At 31.5% G+C, this 17,922-nt stretch carries 19 protein-coding genes; 7 read left to right on the top strand and 12 right to left on the bottom strand.

The window, feature by feature from the left end:
- Window positions 1-11 precede the first annotated feature (11 nt).
- From ACFQ1R_RS12145 to ACFQ1R_RS12125, 5 genes are all read right to left on the bottom strand, one after another.
- Window positions 12-1,979 (bottom strand): transglutaminase domain-containing protein, encoded by a 1,968-nt coding sequence (locus tag ACFQ1R_RS12145; RefSeq protein WP_379926498.1) that lies wholly within the window; start codon window positions 1,977-1,979, stop codon window positions 12-14.
- 53 nt (window positions 1,980-2,032) lie between these two features.
- Complete coding sequence (locus tag ACFQ1R_RS12140) at window positions 2,033-3,397, bottom strand: 3'-5' exonuclease family protein (RefSeq protein ID WP_379926660.1); 1,365 nt, start codon at window positions 3,395-3,397, stop codon at window positions 2,033-2,035.
- Window positions 3,398-3,509: 112 nt separating this feature from the next.
- The gene (locus ACFQ1R_RS12135) at window positions 3,510-4,172 is read right to left on the bottom strand and encodes a YggS family pyridoxal phosphate-dependent enzyme (RefSeq protein ID WP_379926497.1); all 663 of its coding nucleotides are present in this window, start codon (window positions 4,170-4,172) and stop codon (window positions 3,510-3,512) included.
- A gap of 85 nt (window positions 4,173-4,257) precedes the next feature.
- Complete coding sequence (locus ACFQ1R_RS12130; protein WP_379926496.1) at window positions 4,258-5,148, bottom strand: 3-hydroxyacyl-CoA dehydrogenase family protein; 891 nt, start codon at window positions 5,146-5,148, stop codon at window positions 4,258-4,260.
- A 53-nt stretch (window positions 5,149-5,201) separates the two neighbouring features.
- Window positions 5,202-6,161, bottom strand: coding sequence for a Gfo/Idh/MocA family oxidoreductase (locus tag ACFQ1R_RS12125; protein WP_379926494.1), 960 nt, complete (start codon window positions 6,159-6,161; stop codon window positions 5,202-5,204).
- A 143-nt stretch (window positions 6,162-6,304) separates the two neighbouring features.
- Between ACFQ1R_RS12125 and ACFQ1R_RS12120 the strand changes: the two genes are divergently transcribed.
- A complete protein-coding gene (locus tag ACFQ1R_RS12120) occupies window positions 6,305-6,946 on the top strand; it encodes a protein-L-isoaspartate(D-aspartate) O-methyltransferase (RefSeq protein ID WP_379926493.1) in 642 nt (213 codons plus the stop codon).
- Between the two features lie 74 nt (window positions 6,947-7,020).
- Here the strand turns inward: ACFQ1R_RS12120 and ACFQ1R_RS12115 are convergent, their stop codons facing one another.
- Window positions 7,021-7,563, bottom strand: a complete 543-nt coding sequence (locus tag ACFQ1R_RS12115) for a hypothetical protein (protein WP_379926492.1) — start codon at window positions 7,561-7,563, stop codon at window positions 7,021-7,023.
- A gap of 10 nt (window positions 7,564-7,573) precedes the next feature.
- Window positions 7,574-8,032: an SsrA-binding protein SmpB gene (gene smpB / locus ACFQ1R_RS12110; RefSeq protein WP_379926491.1), complete on the bottom strand. Its 459-nt coding sequence runs from the start codon at window positions 8,030-8,032 to the stop codon at window positions 7,574-7,576.
- Window positions 8,033-8,167: 135 nt separating this feature from the next.
- Here smpB and ACFQ1R_RS12105 point away from each other — a divergent pair, with 135 nt between their 5' ends.
- The 3 genes from ACFQ1R_RS12105 to ACFQ1R_RS12095 all read left to right on the top strand — a co-directional run bounded on the left by ACFQ1R_RS12105 (window position 8,168) and on the right by ACFQ1R_RS12095 (window position 12,174).
- The gene (locus ACFQ1R_RS12105; RefSeq protein WP_379926490.1) at window positions 8,168-9,754 is read left to right on the top strand and encodes a S41 family peptidase; all 1,587 of its coding nucleotides are present in this window, start codon (window positions 8,168-8,170) and stop codon (window positions 9,752-9,754) included.
- A 180-nt stretch (window positions 9,755-9,934) separates the two neighbouring features.
- Entirely contained in the window at window positions 9,935-11,335 is a 1,401-nt protein-coding gene (gene lpdA / locus ACFQ1R_RS12100; protein WP_379926489.1) for a dihydrolipoyl dehydrogenase, read from the top strand.
- Window positions 11,336-11,526: 191 nt separating this feature from the next.
- A complete protein-coding gene (locus ACFQ1R_RS12095) occupies window positions 11,527-12,174 on the top strand; it encodes an outer membrane beta-barrel protein (RefSeq protein ID WP_379926488.1) in 648 nt (215 codons plus the stop codon).
- Between the two features lie 74 nt (window positions 12,175-12,248).
- On the opposite strand, the gene ACFQ1R_RS12090 is transcribed toward ACFQ1R_RS12095, so the two are convergent.
- From ACFQ1R_RS12090 to ACFQ1R_RS12080, 3 genes are all read right to left on the bottom strand, one after another.
- Window positions 12,249-12,923: a PrsW family intramembrane metalloprotease gene (locus tag ACFQ1R_RS12090; protein WP_379926487.1), complete on the bottom strand. Its 675-nt coding sequence runs from the start codon at window positions 12,921-12,923 to the stop codon at window positions 12,249-12,251.
- An 18-nt stretch (window positions 12,924-12,941) separates the two neighbouring features.
- Window positions 12,942-13,493: an NUDIX hydrolase gene (locus tag ACFQ1R_RS12085; protein WP_379926486.1), complete on the bottom strand. Its 552-nt coding sequence runs from the start codon at window positions 13,491-13,493 to the stop codon at window positions 12,942-12,944.
- Window positions 13,494-13,614: 121 nt separating this feature from the next.
- A complete protein-coding gene (locus tag ACFQ1R_RS12080; RefSeq protein ID WP_379926485.1) occupies window positions 13,615-14,697 on the bottom strand; it encodes a M42 family metallopeptidase in 1,083 nt (360 codons plus the stop codon).
- 106 nt (window positions 14,698-14,803) lie between these two features.
- Between ACFQ1R_RS12080 and ACFQ1R_RS12075 the strand changes: the two genes are divergently transcribed.
- From ACFQ1R_RS12075 to ACFQ1R_RS12065, 3 genes are read left to right on the top strand one after another with little or no spacing between them, the layout of a single operon-like run.
- A complete protein-coding gene (locus ACFQ1R_RS12075; protein WP_379926484.1) occupies window positions 14,804-15,484 on the top strand; it encodes a DUF4294 domain-containing protein in 681 nt (226 codons plus the stop codon).
- A gap of 1 nt (window position 15,485) precedes the next feature.
- Window positions 15,486-16,118: a PAQR family membrane homeostasis protein TrhA gene (gene trhA, locus ACFQ1R_RS12070; protein WP_379926483.1), complete on the top strand. Its 633-nt coding sequence runs from the start codon at window positions 15,486-15,488 to the stop codon at window positions 16,116-16,118.
- 1 nt (window position 16,119) lies between these two features.
- Window positions 16,120-16,611: a GNAT family N-acetyltransferase gene (locus ACFQ1R_RS12065; protein WP_379926482.1), complete on the top strand. Its 492-nt coding sequence runs from the start codon at window positions 16,120-16,122 to the stop codon at window positions 16,609-16,611.
- Window positions 16,612-16,734: 123 nt separating this feature from the next.
- Here the strand turns inward: ACFQ1R_RS12065 and ACFQ1R_RS12060 are convergent, their stop codons facing one another.
- Window positions 16,735-17,163 carry a DUF4268 domain-containing protein gene (locus ACFQ1R_RS12060; protein WP_379926481.1) on the bottom strand — a complete coding sequence of 143 codons (429 nt, stop codon included), beginning with the start codon at window positions 17,161-17,163 and terminating at the stop codon, window positions 16,735-16,737.
- Between the two features lie 61 nt (window positions 17,164-17,224).
- Window positions 17,225-17,899 (bottom strand): ZIP family metal transporter, encoded by a 675-nt coding sequence (locus tag ACFQ1R_RS12055; RefSeq protein WP_379926480.1) that lies wholly within the window; start codon window positions 17,897-17,899, stop codon window positions 17,225-17,227.
- Between the last annotated feature and the right edge of the window lie 23 nt (window positions 17,900-17,922).

Here is a 17,922-nt window from a genome sequence, read left to right as displayed (position 1 = left end):
AAAAAAAAGATTTATTCCTTCTTTTTTAATAAGATAATAGAATTGGTTTGAATATCAACAATTTTACTAAAAAATTCTTTTAGATACGGATAGTATTCTGGTTGATATATAGCGTCTTTAAAATTCACTTTAAGTGTAATTAGTATTGAATTTCCCAGAACATTAGAAGAAAAAATGATTTGACCTTTACTATCAGGAAGGTTTAAAGCTATTTCTTTTGGAAGTTCTAAAACGTTATAAGCATCATTAAAGTTAAGTTTAAAAGTGTAGTAATAAGTATCTTTATAGCCAAAATCTATTGGATAGGTTCTTTCTTGTAACTTGAATGGGTTTTCACTAAAGAATTTAGTTAAAAATGGGTTTAGGTATATATTATCGCCACTTACAGCATTTTCATATTCAACATCATAAGTTTCTATAAAATCTTCACTTGTTTTGCCCTCGCTTAGTACTTTGTGGTTTGATATTTCTAAATAGGCATTCTTGTCATGAATTTTGTTAACGTACTCGGTTTTATTTGGGTAATAGGCTTTTCTTTTATTTAACGCATGATAGCCGGTGTTTTTTGCGTTTACATTTCCAGAAATTACTTGTTTGTCATCTAAATTTAATTCTACTTTATATTGTACAGTTGAAAGTTTACTTGGTTCAATATCAATCCAGTCACTTCCATTTTTAAAATCTAAAAGACGTCCGTAACTATTTAAGCATCTAAAAGGAATATCGCCAAAGTTTAAGTATTTATCAACGGCATCAAGTAAATAGGTTTTGTTGTTTATTGTAGCTTGAACAATTATGTAGTTAAACTCTGAAATTACTGGAAATAATTTAGTTGAAAAGCCATTATTTCGTGTAGATAATAAAATTGGTTTAACCTCTATACCTGCTTGTTGTAATAAATTATGAAGTAATATATTTATAGATGATACATTGCCAGATTTGTTTTTAATTAGGTTTTTTATTGAGGTATCTTGAAATATACGGTATTCTTCATTCCAGGTATAATTATCTTGTACATATTTATAGATATCTTGGGCTTTACTCAGCAAATTCGTATTGTTTAAAATATCTGCAGATAGAAGTGTTTCTGTATCTACAGATTTAGTAAGTTGCCTACCTATATTATCATCTTTTTTTAGTTCATCATCAACGGTTTTCCATGTTTTGGTGTAATCATCTTTAATGCCATTAAATCTTTGAAATGTTTTAAGTTCGTATTCTAACCTTGCTAAATAGTTCGATTTACTTGTCATGTAATCTTCTTCAATAAAGGCAGGCATATCTTTCATTACATATCTTGCCTCAAAGCAATTGGCACTACCACCATTTCCTCCTGTTAAACATGCATCTTTAATACTTGTTTCGTTTACTGCTAGTTGCTTTCCGCCTATTAGTTTTATATTGTAGTTCCAATTTCCGGGTATGCTAGCATTGTATTCGCTGTATAATTTTGGGATTTCAGACTGAAAATCCCAACCTCTATAGTTAAACATAAATGGGGTTACTTTTGTATAACTATAAGTAATAACCGAACCTTCTTTTACATTGGGTAATGTAAATTTTACCAAGGTGTGGTGTTCATCATATTTTTCATTAAAAATTTGATCTTTCTCTAGTTTGGTAGTGGTAACGTTATTGTCTATTAAATTGTAAGTAGTGGCTATTATATGTTCAACTTTTTCAAATGCATTACCATCTTTTATGTATAAAGGAATGGTTATGTTAGCGTGTTTAAAGCCATCTTTGTTTAAAATTTTTACTTTATGCTGTTCTTCTGTTCTTAAATTGTATGAAGTTGGGTCTACAAAACTTTTTCCGTTTTCATATAATACCAAGGCGTTAGCACTCGAGTCTTTTGGATAGGTTGTTAATTCAAGATCGTTAAGCGATACTCTAAAAACAGATTCATTATCAGAATTTTGTGAGAATGTAACCAGCGAATAGGTTAAAAACAGGAATAAGTAATAGTATTTTGCCATGGTTTAGTTGGTAATTTATCTTAAAAAATATGTCTTAAATTTCTTAAAATAAATTAATCAAACAAAATTATTTTTACTCTTTTATTCTTGTGGATATAATTTTGAATAATATGTTGGGTATCTCTATTATTTTGCATTGGCGTAATGATAGATTCTAAAACATCAATATTGGTTATTTGATAATTTAAATTGAAAAATCCTAAGCCTTTAAAAATACCGTTTTCAATAAAAATAGCACTGCGTTCATCAATATCGCGACCACTATCAATAATTACCATGTTTTTGTTTCTAAAACTGTATTTATTAATAAGTGCTTCTACACGTTTGTTGTATGCTTCGGTTGGTTCTTTTTCTACACATGCACCATAACATGTTTTTATATCATAATTAAAACAACTTGTTTTGGTTTTGTATAAGCCTGCTAATTTTTGGCATAATTTATAGTCTTCAACAGCCTTGTTTACAAAACTTTTACCACTTTCTCGGTTTGTAAAGGTTGTTATTGGGTTTTTACGTAAATCGGCAACATCAATTTTCAGGTTAATATACCCGTTATCATCAACAAAACTATATAAGGCGTGTGTAAAAATAGTGCGACGTAATGCTCTGTTAAATATTGGTTTAACACGTTTTATTTCTTCGCTTTCTTTTAAAAGCGCAACCAATTCACTACCTGTTGTTTCGTAGGTTACTGCTGTTACTAAAGCTTGTATTTTTTTTGATTTTTGGTTGGAATTAGTAAAATGCTGGTTAACCCGTTTTTTTATATTGTTGCTTTTGCCAATATAGATAATATCTCCATCAGATTTATGAATGTAGTAAACACCTGTTGTAGTTGGTAATTCTTCTAAAATATCTAAATGTCTGGGTTCTAATTGAAACTTTGGGTTTAAGCGTATGGATTGCTGAATGATGCTTTTTGTTGTGTCTTTATCCAACAGCATTTGAAACAATTTTACCGTAGCTAAAGCATCACCAGAGGCGCGATGCCTATCGGTTACAGGAATACCAAGTGAACGTACTAACTTTCCTAAACTGTATGAATCTTGACCAGGAATTAAATCTTTCGATAATTCAACTGTACAAAGTGATGGACGGATAAACTCAAAGCCTAAACGTCTAAATTCAGTACTTAAAATACGATAATCAAATTGAGCGTTGTGAGCAACTAAAATGCAATCTTCAGTAATTTCAACAATACGTTTGGCAACTTCATAAAACTTTGGCGCGTTGCGTAGCATGTTGTTATTAATGCCAGTTAAATTTACTACAAATGGTTGTATATCGCGTTCCGGATTAATTAGACTTATAAATTGATCGACTACTTTATGACCATCAAATTTATAGATAGCAATTTCTGTAATACCTTCTTCATTATACTTTCCGCCAGTGGTTTCTATGTCTAGTATTGCGTAAATAAGTTTGTTAAGTTAAAAAGTTAAAAGTTAAAAGTTAAAAGTTAAAAGTATTTTTGCCTAATGCCTAATGCCTAATGCCTAATGCCTAATGCCTAATGCCTAATGCCTAATGCTAATTCCGTTCACCAAATATACGGCTTCCTACACGAATCATGGTACTACCACAATTAATTGCTAATTGGTAATCGCCACTCATTCCCATACTAATAGTTTCAGGTTTAAAGTTAAATGTTTCTACCGATTTTAAACTATCAAAAATTGTTTTTAACAAGGTGAATTCTTTTTTAATTTGATTTTCATCTTCAGTAAAAGTTGCCATACCCATAACACCAATTATTTTGATGTTTTTTAATTCTGAAAAGGCTTCCGATTTTATAATTTCAGAAGCTTCCGATGCAGTCATTCCAAATTTTGAATCTTCCGAAGCTATTTTTATTTGAAACAAACAATTAATAACCCGACGGTATCTTTTAGCTTGCCTGTTAATTTCTATAAGTAATTTAAAATTATCAACGCCATGTATTAAACTCACAAAACCAGCCATGTATTTTACTTTATTTCTTTGTACATGCCCTATCATGTGCCATTCTATATTTTTTGGCATGGTTTGATATTTCTCAACCATTTCTTGAATTTTGTTTTCACCAAAAATGTGTTGGCCTGCGTTGTAAGCTTCCATTAAATCGTTTACAGGTTTGGTTTTTGAAACGGCTACTAAAGTAACATGGTTTGGTAGGGTAGATTTTATATGTTGAAGATTCTCTTGTATGTGCATAATATTTGTTGAGTTGCTTGTTGTGAAGTTGTATGTTGTTAAGCTGTTTTTTTTCGACTTAACAACATAAAACTAAACGAATAACTTATTTAAGGAATTGCGAAGAAACATGCTCTGCCTTTCTACTTTCAGAATAATTATAAAAACCTTCACCCGATTTTACACCAAATTTACCAGCTCGAACCATATTTACTAATAGTGGGCAAGGTGCATATTTAGGGTTTTTAAAGCCATCGTACATTACGTTTAGAATTGATAAACAGACATCTAAACCTATAAAATCTGCTAATTGTAATGGACCCATAGGGTGTGCCATGCCTAACTTCATAACTGTATCAATTTCATGTACACCTGCAACACCATTATACAACGTTTCAATAGATTCATTAATCATAGGCATTAAAATACGGTTTGCTACAAACCCAGGGTAATCATTAACTTCTACAGGTGTTTTACCTAAAGTTTTAGAAAGTTCCATGATGGTTTTTGTAACGGCATCACTGGTATTATAGCCTCTAATAATTTCAACCAGTTGCATAATAGGAACAGGATTCATAAAATGCATACCAATAACGTGTTCTGGTCTTGAGGTTACACTGGCTATTTGTGTTATTGAAATAGACGATGTATTGGTAGCTAAAATGGTGTTTTCACTACAAGTTTCATCAAGTTGTTTGAAAATTTTTAGCTTTAAATCACAATTTTCAGTTGCAGCTTCAACTACTAAATCTGCATTTTTTACGCCATCAATTATAGTTGTAAATGTTGATATGTTTTTAAGTGTATCTTCTTTTTTAGCTTCTGTTATAGTTTCTTTAGCAACCATTCTATCAAGGTTTTTAGTAATAGTTACTAAACCTTTGGTAAGCGAAGCTTCACTAATATCAATAAGGTTAACTTTAAAACCATTTTGGGCAAAGGTATGTGCAATGCCATTTCCCATAGTACCTGCGCCAATAATTGCAATGTTTTTCATCTAAAAAGTTAAAAAGTTAGAAGGTTAAAAAAGTTGGATAACTTCAGTATTTTTTAAAAACAATTAATAATTTGCGTAGCAACGCGCAACGCTTCTGTACCATCATGCAATGTAACTATAGGTGCTTCATTGTTGTTTATGGCAACTGCAAACGCATTCAATTCATCTAAAATAGAATTGTTGTTTTCTACATGTGGATTGTCAAAATAAATTTGTTTTTTAACACCTTCGGCATTTTGTAAAACCATATCAAAATCGCCAATGGTTTCAGGTGCATCTTTCATTTTTACCACTTCGCATTTTTTATCAAGAAAATCTACAGAAATGTAGGCGTCTTTTTGAAAAAAACGTGCTTTACGCATTTTTTTAAGTGAAATTCTACTAGCTGTTAGGTTTGCTACACAACCGTTTTCAAACTCAATTCGGGCATTTGCAATATCGGGCGAATTGCTAATTACCGCAACACCACTAGCGCTTATATGTTTTACTTTCGATTTTACAACGCTTAGTATAATATCAATATCATGAATCATTAAATCCAACACAACAGGCACATCGGTACCACGAGGATTGAATTCTGCCAATCGGTGCGATTCTATAAACATTGGCGATTTAATATCGTCTTTCACAGCTAAAAATGCAGGGTTAAATCGCTCAACATGACCAACTTGACCGCGCAAATTGTGTTCTGCAAGCAATTCTCTTATGTGTTCTGCTTCTTCAACTGTGTTGGTTATTGGCTTTTCAATAAAAATATGTTTTCCTTTAGAAATGGCTTTTATAGCACAATCGTAATGCGATAAGGTTGGTGTTACAATATCTACCACATCAACAGCATCAATAAGTGCATCAATAGAATTGAAAAATTTATAGCCAAATTCAGCTTCTACTTTCCTACCATTTGTTTCATCAGCATCATAAAAACCAACAAGGTCATAATTATCAGATTGTTTAAGAAGTCTTAAATGAATTTTTCCAAGGTGGCCAGCACCAAGTACACCAGCTTTTAGCATAATAGTATAAGGTTTTCAACAAAAATAAGATTTTAGTTTTAGATAAGAGATATTAGAAAATAGAAATTAGATTAAAACTTTAAACTATATACTTTGTACTTCATTTTGTTTGATTTATTTTAGCCTTGCAAACTTCACCAACATTGAAAGATACGTTTAAACACAAAGGATTACGACAACAGTTAGTTAATGTATTAATAGCTAAAGGAATAACTAATGAAGCTGTTTTAAAAGCCATTGGTAATATACCAAGACATTTGTTTATGGATTCTGGTTTTTTAGACCATGCCTATCAAGATAAGGCGTTTCCTATTGCGGCAGACCAAACTATTTCGCAACCTTATACTGTAGCGTTTCAAACAGAATTACTACAAGTAAAAAAAGACCATAAAATTCTTGAAATTGGTACAGGTAGTGGTTACCAGACTGCTGTTTTATGTGAATTAGGTGCAAAAGTGTACAGTATTGAACGCCAACAAGAATTGTTTAAAAAAACCAGCTTATTTTTACCAAAATTAGGTTATCGTGCTAAAAAACTCATTTTTGGCGATGGCTATAAAGGTTTAAAAGATGAAGCACCTTTTGATAGTATTATTGTAACTGCTGGTGCACCTTTTGTACCCAAACCTTTGTTAAGCCAGTTAAAAATAGGAGGTAGGTTGGTAATTCCTGTGGGTGATGATGTACAAATTATGACGCTTTTTATTAGGAAAGATACCAAAGAATTTGAACAACATGAATTTGGCGAGTTCAGGTTTGTGCCTTTGTTGGAGGATAGGAATTAGTTGTTAGTTGTTGGAATGAAAGAAACTAATTAATTTTACCATAAACCATAAACCATAAACCATAAACCATAAACCTATTTAGGTAAATAATTATTAGGTATTGGATTCCATCTGGTTTCATTATCCCAAAACACATTCATAATCCACCAGCGTGTGCCATCATTTAAAAGTTGAATACTGTTTATACCTCGCATAAATGGTTTTTCATCGTTTTTACTATAAAACGATTCAAATGTGCTAAAAACATGCGAAATATTGCCATAAGCATCAACCGTTCTGTGTAATTCTTTTTCAATAAAACCATTGTCAGTCATCCATTTCCCTGAACTTTTAATATAATCATCTGGTTTCATGTAGCGAATTTGAAATTTTCGTTCATCATTTTTTCCTGATGTAATTAATTTAGCGTCAGGGTGAAATAAAAATTTAAAAAGTGCCCAATCTCTTTTTTGTCCTTTTTCACCAGAAATTACTTTGTATAACGAATTTATGGTACTATCAATAGTTAAAACATTTTCAGAATAGTCTTTGGCAACATCCTTACTTTTAGTTTTGTCTTGTGCTTGTGTAAATGTGAATGCTAAAAATAGTAACCCAATTAATAGAACTTTTTTCATTAGTAATTTTTTATTTGAAGCTTTTTTTAATGCGGTCTAAATCGCGTTTATTATCGCGGTCTTTCATTGTTTCACGTTTATCGTATAACTTTTTACCTTTAGCCAGTGCTATTTCTAGTTTAGCAAAGCCTTTTTCGTTAATATATAATCGCAACGGAATAATAGTTAAACCTGTACTTTGTACTTCTTTATGTAATTTTTTTAATTCTTTTCGGTTTAGTAGCAATTTTCGTTCCGCTTTTGGGCGGTGGTTGTAATAATTACCAAACGCATACTCTTCAATAGTTGCGTTAATTACAAAAAGTTCGCCTTTAGCATTAAATTCACAAAAGCTTTCGGCAATAGATGCTTTACTACTGCGTATCGATTTTATTTCTGTGCCTGTTAGCACAATACCGGCGGTGTACTTATCTAAAATCTCGTATAGAAAGCGCGCCTTTTTGTTTTGTATGTTTATGTTTTTTTGCATGCCGTACAAAATTACATAAATTTATTTTTAATGATTGATTTGATTTTACTGAAAAGTTAAATAAAAACTAATACCGTTTTTTAAACCATAATTACAAGTAAATTAGCGTTTGTTTAGATTGATTTTATTTTTTGAATGAAGAAATTTTTAGGATTTTTACTGGCTTTAATACTAATAACATCGTGTAGTAGTGTTAAAAAATACAACCAACAAATAAGCATGCAACATACGGTTGAAGCATTGCGAAGCGATGTTGATAATTTGTATTTTCAGTTAAAAAAAAACCATCCTAAACTGTATCAATATACGCCAAAAGAACAGTTAGATTTTAAGTTCGATAGCTTAAAAAAATCAATAAATTCACCATTAACATCGCGCGAGTTTTATAAAAAGTTAGCACCTGTTGTAGCAAACGTAAAGCAAGGACATATTGCTGTTGGTTCGGTTATTAAGCGGTTTACAAAAAAAGAACGTAAAGAATTACGAAAATTTAAACAGGAGTTTTTCGATTTAGATTTCGAGTTTTTAGATGAAAAACTATGGGTAACCAACACACGAGGTGAAGATTCTACATTAGTTGGAAGCGAAGTAGTTAAGATTGACAATGAACATGTTTCACATTTAATAAGCACCTACAAAACACGTTTTGCTTCAGACGGGTTTAACAAAACGTTATACAACAGGTATGTAGGAAAGGTTTTTAGTAGATTACACGTTAAAGAACACGGTTATTTTGATAGTTTACAAGTAGCCTTTAAGCAACACGATTCACTAATTACCAAAACGTTTAAACAAATAGAAAAAAATAAAAAGAAAGACTCTATTTCTACAAACGATACTTTAAAAATTGCAAAACCGAAACTTACAAAAACTGAGAAAAAAGCAAATAGAATAGCAAACCAAAACAAACGAAAATACAACAAGAAGCATGGCTTAATAAAAGGCGATGCATATACCCGAAATTTCAATTTTTTAGAAGCAGATAGTACGGTTGCGTACATGAAAATTGAATCGTTTTCAAACGGTAATTATAAAAAGTTTTACAAAGAAAGTTTTGCTACGTTAGATTCGGCAAAAACAAAAAACCTCATACTCGATTTGCGTGATAATGGTGGTGGCAGAATTGCTGAAATATCCTATTTATATTCCTTTTTAACTAACGATAATTATAAACTTGTTGAAGAAAGTGAAGTAAAAAACAGATTGCCATATTTCAATTTTTTAATGAGTAATAGTTCACCAACATCATTAAAAATAGTTTCCGCATTAGTATCACCCATCATTGTGGCGCATAATTTAATTAAAACCAAAAAACGTGATGGAAGTATTTACTACAAGCTAAGATTTTCAAAAGAAGCAAAGCCAAATCCATTAAACTACAAGGGCAATATGTATGTGTTAATTAATGGTAATTCATTTTCAGCATCATCCTTAATTTCAACACATTTAAAAGCGACCAATCGTGCTGTTTTTGTAGGTGAAGAAACTGGTGGTGCATACAACGGTTGTGTTGCAGGTATTTATAAAATTTATCAATTACCCAACACAAAGTTAAAAATACGAATGGGTTTAATGCAAATTGAAACACCTTACAAACAAATGCCCGATGGATTTGGCATTAAGCCCGATGTTGAAATAACACATACTATTGAAGACGTAAAAACTAAAACCGATCCAGAAATTGAATGGATTTTGAAACATATTAACCAAAACAAGAATTAAGAAAATTAATTAGAATCACTGTTTCGTCAATATTATCGCATTTTAACAAAAATAAAATCACATTATTATTAAAATTACAAATTCGCTTTATAAAGCCTTGTTTTTTATTGGCTTCCAAATAAAACATTTGTATTTTTGACTTTCAATTATTTTTTAACAAACGAACATCAAAAATATATTATGAATTCATACGATGTAGCCGTTATTGGCTCGGGTCCTGGAGGATATGTAGCAGCAATTCGTTGCGCACAATTAGGCATGAAAACTGCCATTATTGAAAAGTACAACACACTTGGCGGTACGTGTTTAAACGTTGGTTGCATACCAAGTAAAGCACTTTTAGATTCGTCGCATCATTATGAAGATGCTGTTAAACATTTTGAAGAACACGGTATCGAAATTCCTGGAGATATTAAAGTTAATCTTGAAAAAATGATTGCTCGTAAACAATCGGTAGTCGATCAAACTACAGGCGGTATCGATTTCTTAATGAAGAAAAATAATATTGATGTGTATCAAGGTTTAGGAAGCTTTAAAGACGCTACTCACATTACAATTTCAGGTGAAGAAACAATTGAAATTGAAGCTAAAAACACTATTATAGCAACAGGTAGTAAACCTTCAAATTTGCCATTTATCAACATTGATAAAGAGCGTATTATCACATCAACCGAAGCTTTAAAACTAAAAGAAATTCCAAAGCATTTAATCGTTATTGGTGGTGGTGTTATTGGTTTAGAGTTAGGTCAGGTTTACAAACGTTTGGGTGCTGAAGTTTCTGTGGTTGAGTTCATGGATCGCATTATTCCAACAATGGATGGCGGACTTTCAAAAGAGCTTAATAAAGTATTGAAGAAACAAAAATTCAACATAAATACGTCTCATAAAGTAAAATCTGTTGAGCGTGTAGGCAATGAAGTTATTGTGAAGGCTGATGATAAAAAAGGCAATGAAATCGAGTTTAAGGGCGATTATTGTTTAGTTTCTGTTGGTCGTCGTCCATATACAGATGGTTTAAATGCCGAAGCTGCAGGCGTAAAAGTAACCGATAGAGGTCAAATTGAAGTAAACGACCATTTACAAACCAGTGCTAAAAATATTTATGCTATTGGTGATGTTGTAAAAGGTGCGATGTTAGCCCACAAAGCTGAAGAAGAAGGTGTGTTTGTTGCCGAAACATTGGCTGGACAAAAACCGCATATCGACTATAACTTAATTCCAGGTGTGGTTTATACATGGCCAGAAGTGGCTGCTGTTGGTAAAACCGAAGAGCAACTTAAAGAAGCTGGTGTGGAATACAAAACAGGATCGTTTCCTATGCGTGCATTAGGTAGAAGTAGAGCAAGTATGGATTTAGATGGTTTTGTTAAAATTTTAGCTGATAAGAAAACTGATGAAATTTTAGGCGTACACATGATTGGTGCACGTGCTGCCGATATGATTGCAGAAGCGGTTGTTGCTATGGAATTTAGAGCAAGTGCTGAAGATGTTTCAAGAATGTCTCATGCACATCCAACATTTACGGAAGCTATTAAAGAAGCGGCATTAGCAGCTACTGAAGATAGAGCGTTACATATTTAACTTAATTCCAGCGAAAGCAGGAATCTCAATAAAGTAAAAAAGCGAACCAAATGGTTCGCTTTTTTTATGTAAAAATATCTGTTATAGATATATAATAATTTATTTACAATTAGTTTAAGATAAGTTAATGTCAATATTTAACTATTGGTGCAATATTTGGCAAACATAAATCTAATCTTAAAACCATATTTATGAAAACACATTTAATTATTGCATTAGTATTAGTGAGTACATTTACTTTTGCTCAAAACTCAGAAGAAAGCTTTAAAATTTCAAAAAATCAATGGATTGTTGGTGGAGTAGTTAGTTTTAATTCGCAACAATTTGAAGATGATTACGAGTTATATAGTTCAAATATCAAAAGAAATTCATTTTCAATAAAACCAGATTTAGGATACGTTATAAATGATAATTTGATAATAGGTGTGATGCCTGGTTTTAATATTTATAATAGTAAAACTATCAATCCTTCTAATTCTAATGAATTTAAAAGTTTAGGTTATAGTATTACACCTTATGTTAGAAAGTATGTGTCTATTGGTAAAAATTTTGCTTTTAATCTACAAGGTGAAGTGTCTTACGCTTTCTTGAATGAAGACCAATATGCAGATAATAGTAGTAATGCAACAAAAGGTAGTGAAAAATCATTTTTTATTGGATTACGTCCAGGTTTAACTTATGGTTTGTCTCAAAAAGTTTTAATAAATACCAATATTGGTGCAATTGGATATTCTCATCTAAAAAGAGATTATGAAATAGGTTCTGATTCAAAAGGTAATACATTTAATGTTGGTTTAGGAACCTCCAATTTATATTTTGGGGTTTTATTGATTTTATAGTCTTTAGAGATAATAATAAAAAAGCGAATCCAATCAAATTATTTGGATTCGCTTTTGAATTCTATATACAACTTTTAAGTTCTAAAATGAGAATCTAACTGATGTTTTTTTATAGCTCTTCTAGATAGTATGAGTGCTACAATTAACGATATAAAAGCACCAACCCAAATACCTGGAATAAAGTCTATAAACAAGAAAAAGTCGTAGGCACCATGAAAAATTATGGCAAATAATAAGCCTGTTAAATTGTATAAAACCTTGTTGTTTGAAAACTTAGCTTTACCCATGTAGTATCCCATTAAAATACCAAACGACGCATGTGCTGGTATGGCTGTAAACGCTCTTGAAAGTGCTGTTGCATAACCGCCTTCTAAAACATAAAAAATATTTTCGGTAGCTGCAAAACCCATTGATACCACAACGGCATACACTATGCCGTCAAACGGTTCGTTAAATTCTTTATGCGTTTGCGAATAATACCTAACAATAAGGTATTTGCTAAACTCTTCAGAAAAACCGACTACAAAAAAAGCTTTTATAAATTGTTGTAGTACGCTGGTAGTATTGGTTAATGGTAATATGATGTTGAAAATATAATATAAAATCGTAGTAATTAGGATACTAACAAAACCACCAAGAAGAAAATTATAAAGTAATAATTCTTTAGGTTCTTTTTCGTAGCGGTCTTTAAAATAGATATAAAGAATAACAATTATTATAGGCGTTATGGAAAAGAGTAATAAATCCATCAAAAAAGAAAGTTAGTTTTAATTTATGGCTTGTACAATGGTTTTAAAAACAAATTCGTAATAGGTTTTGTTTGAAGGCACAAAATGGTTGCCTTCACCAATGTTGTTTATAAGGTTTTTTAAAGTGGTAATTGAAACCAATTTTAAAGCTTCAACTTCTTCTTTTTGAGGCGTTAATTTTGTTAATGGCACTTTAAGTTCGGCTATAAATGTATTATGAAATTCATTATCAATAATACCAGAATCATACAACTGAAAGCATTCAAAAACACCAATGCTTTGTAAATCGGTTTCAGAAATTTCTAAACCAATTTCTTCTCTAGTTTCTCTTACGGTAGCTTGTTTTGCAGTTTCACCAGCATCAATATGGCCAGCAACTGACACATCCCACATAAGCGGACAAATACTTTTTTTTGCCGAACGTTGCGATAGTAAAACATGCCCATCTTTTGTGTAAAACCAAACATGTGCTGTGTGATGATAATACCCTTTTTGGTGTATAACCGATTTTAACTCCGATTTACCAAGTGGTTTACCGGTTTTATCTACAATGTCTATGTATTCGTCCATTAAAATCAAAATAAACTAAATATGACCGTTCGAGCGCAGTCGAGAACTACAAATAGGTTATTAAAAGTAGGTTTCGACTTCGCTCAACCAGACAATCTATTATAATTTTTAGTTAGAAATTTTATTTAAAATAACTAAAAGTTTCGCCATCTTTTATGTTAAGCAAACTTTCATAAATAAGTTTTATTACATTCTCAACATCATCTTTATGTACCATTTCAACCGTTGTATGCATGTAGCGTAGCGGAAGTGAAATTAAAGCAGATGCTACACCACCATTGCTATATGCAAACGCATCGGTATCGGTTCCAGTGGCACGCGATAAGGCATTGCGTTGATATGGTATTTTTTTAGCCTCGGCAGTATCGGTTATTAAATCGCGTAATTTTTGTTGTACCGCAGGTGCATAGGCAATTACCGGACCATTGCCAATTTGTAAATCGCCTTGAATTTTCTTTTCAATCATTGGTGTTGTAGTATCGTGTGTTACATCGGTTACAATAGCTACGTTTGGTTTGATAGTTTGCGTTATCATTTCGGCACCACGCAAGCCAATTTCTTCTTGTACTGCATTTACAACATACAACCCAAATGGTAAGGTTTTTTTGTTTTCTTTTAGCAAACGCGCCACTTCAGCAATCATAAAACCGCCCATACGGTTATCTAAAGCTCTACAAACAAATTTATCGCCATTTAAAATATGAAATTCATCAGGATAGGTAATAACGCAACCTACATGAACGCCTAATTTTTCAACTGCATCTTTGGTTTTACAACCACAATCAATAAAAATATTTTCTGGTTTTGGTGGTTCTTCAGCGCCTGTTTTACGTGTATGTATTGCTGGCCATCCAAAAACACCTTTTACAATGCCATTTTTTGTGTGAATATTTACCACTTTACTTGGTGCTATTTGGTGGTCGCTACCGCCATTTCTAATCACGTAAATTAGACCGTCATCCGAAATATAATTTACATACCACGAAATTTCATCGGCATGTCCTTCAATAACAACTTTATACGCTGCTTTTGGGTTAATAACACCCACCGCTGTACCGTAAGTGTCTGTAATAAATTCATCTACATAAGGTTTTAAATAATCCATCCACAGTTTTTGTCCTGTCCATTCATAACCCGTAGGTGCTGCATTATTTAAATATTTCTCTAAAAAGTCCATCGACTTTTTGTTTAAAATGCTCTTCATCGTTTTGTGTTAAAGTTTTGCACTAAATTAATAATATAAATACAAAAAAAATGTTTTAGAAGCTGTAATTTATTAATTTTGAAAGAATATTGCTCTGTATATTTTTATGAAGAATTTTGTTATATATCTGTTTTTGCTATTGCCCATTTTTTTATTTGCTCAAATAAAGGATGAGGAAGAAGATGATACAGAATTTGAATATATGATTATTGAAGGCGATTCTGTAGCGCAAACGGTGGTAAATTTAAATCCTATTTACATTCTTGCAGATATGAAATTTGCCAGTAAAGAAGATAGAATTAGGTATTTAATTTTACGCCGCAAAACCTTAAAAGTATATCCTTACGCAAAACTTGCTGCCGAACGCTTAGATTCTTTAAACGCGCGTTTAGAATCTATGAAAAAGCAAAGTGACAAGAACCGTTATACAAAAATGATTCAAAAATATATTGAAGGTGAGTTTTCAGATGAATTAAAAAAATTAACACGCACTGAAGGTCAAATTTTGGTAAAATTAATACACCGCCAAACAGGGAAAACTACGTTTGGTTTGGTTAAAGAATTGCGTAGTGGTTGGCGTGCATTTTGGTACAACACCACGGCAAGTATGTTTGATATTTCGTTAAAGAAACCATTTGACCCAAAAAATGTTTACGAAGATTATTTAATTGAAGATATTTTACAGCGAAGCTTTAGAAACGGATTGTTAGTAAGACAAAAAGCTGCTGAAGAGTATAATTTTATGGATTTAACCGATATTTGGTTGGATAAGCAGAAAAATAAATAAGTTGTTAGTTTACAAACAAACACCACTACAAGAACGATTAAACGCCATAACCCATGCTATAGGTGCAATTTTTGGTGTATTGGGCTTAATATCACTCATTATTTTTAATGGTAATAAAACCAATTGGAGCTTATTTAGTGTTATTGTTTATGGGTTATCTTTAATTATTCTATTTACAGCATCAACCCTGTATCATTCTGTAAAAGATACTGTTAAAAAGCATTATTTCCGTATTGTAGACCATATTAGTATTTACCTTTTAATAGCTGGTACCTATACACCTGTTTTACTCATTACATTGCATGATAGTTTAGGCTGGACACTATTTTATGTGGTTTGGGGTATTGCTGCTTTTGGTGTTATTTTAAAACTATTTTTCACAGGAAAATTCGAAATATTTTCAACCCTATTATATTTAGTTATGGGTTGGCTTATTGTATTCGATTTTACAAATCTTTCTAAATTGATGCATAGCAATGGTGTATTGTTGTTATTTGCTGGAGGTTTAGCTTATACTGTTGGCATCCTATTTTACGCCATTAAAAAAATTCCATACAACCATGTTATTTGGCATGTGTTTGTGCTTGCTGGTGCTGTATTTCATTTTTTTATGATTTTCTTTTATGTGATTTAGTATGATAGAAATTATTTCAGCCACAACACAACATCAAATTAATCAAATAGCCATTTTAGCCGATGAAATTTGGCGCGAGTATTATATTCCTATGGTTGGAAAACCACAAATTGATTATATGCTTGAAAAGTTTCAATCTGCTGAAGCTATCAAAAATCAAGTTGATACTGGTTTTGAATATTTTATAATTACGTTTGATGCTATTCCTGTAAGTTACATTGCTATTAAAAAGGAAGAGGAAGCACTTTTTTTGAGCAAGATATATGTTTTAAAAAGCTATCGAGGTAAAAAAATAGCGAAAACCGCGTTACAATTTATAGAACAAAAAGCTAAAGATTATAACTTAAAAACCATCAGATTAACCGTTAATATTAACAACGTTACCGCCATTAAAGCATACAATGCATTAGGTTTTAAAAATGCAGATTCTATAAAACTTGATATTGGAAATGGATTTTTTATGGATGATTTTTTAATGAAGAAGGAGTTATGAGTTAATTAACAATTAACAATTAATAATTTTGCCTAAAGCCTAAAGCCTAAAGCCTAAAGCCTAAAGCCTAAAGCCTAAAGCCTAAAGCCTAAAGCCTAAAGCCTAAAGCCTAAAGGCTAAAGCTTAATGCTCAATCACATCCTTGTAGTCTTCAAAAAAAGCTTCGAACAAACTCATTTTTTCATTAAAGAATTCCATCACAATTCGCCATGTGTTTTTGTTGTGTATGGATACTTTCTCATCTAATGGAATGTAAATTCTTGAAATTTCTTTTTCATTTTCAAGCAGATATTCTTCTTCAAATATAGCTTCAGGTAAAAAATCATCAATCAAAATCGATTTTAATGCAACTAATTTTTCCCAATATTTAATTCTGAATTCTAAATCATCTTCCAAATCTAAAGCAACCAGCGCACTTTTAGTATCAAAATGAAATTTAAAGCTAAAACCTTTCAATTTGGTATCATACAAAATCCATTTCCGTGGAAACGATTTCCCGAAACTCGTCCAAAATTCTTGTCGTAATAATCTAGATTCTTCTTTTGAAAACACGGTTTAAGTTTAAATGTATAACAGTTAAAAGTTAGAAAGTTTTTTCATTTTGCTTAAAGGCTCAAATTAAATACGCAATGCCAACGCCAACTACAATAGATATGAATTTTGATAAATTAAACTTGTGTCCTTCGGCACTTTCAAATAAAATGGTGGTAGAAATATGAAAAAAGATACCAATAACAATGGCATTTATTATTTGCGAATACGCTGTAACAGCTTCCCAAGTATTACCAATAAAAGTTCCTAAAGGCGTCATAAATGCAAAAACCAATAAAAACCCAGCAATTTGTGTTTTACTATAGTGCGATTGCATTAAAAACATGGTAATTAATGTTGCAATTGGTACTTTATGTACTAAAATACCATATACCATATCGTTATGGTCGTGTATAGAAAACCCTTCTAAAAAACTATGAATACATAAACTTATAAACAACGACCACGGAAACGCCGTTTCATGTTTATGAATGTGTACATGCCCATGTTCTGCACCTTTCGAGAATAATTCTAAAACCAATTGAAGCATAATGCCACACATAATTATTAAGCCAGCAAGTTTAGTGTCTAGGTGTTCATAAACTTCGGGTAATAATTCAAAAAGTGTTAAAGCTAATAAAAACGAACCACTAAAAGAGAGTAGGAGTTTTATGTTAAATGATTTTTGATTTTTGGTAATGGTAGCCAAAATAAAGCCGATAATAACAGCAAGTATTGGGAAAATAAACTTATACATTTAAAAAAATAACACTTAAATTT

It is taken from the genome of Mariniflexile jejuense (genome assembly GCF_042675665.1).
Lineage (GTDB): Bacteria > Bacteroidota > Bacteroidia > Flavobacteriales > Flavobacteriaceae > Mariniflexile > Mariniflexile jejuense.
This window is presented reverse-complemented; position numbering and strand designations above follow the sequence as displayed.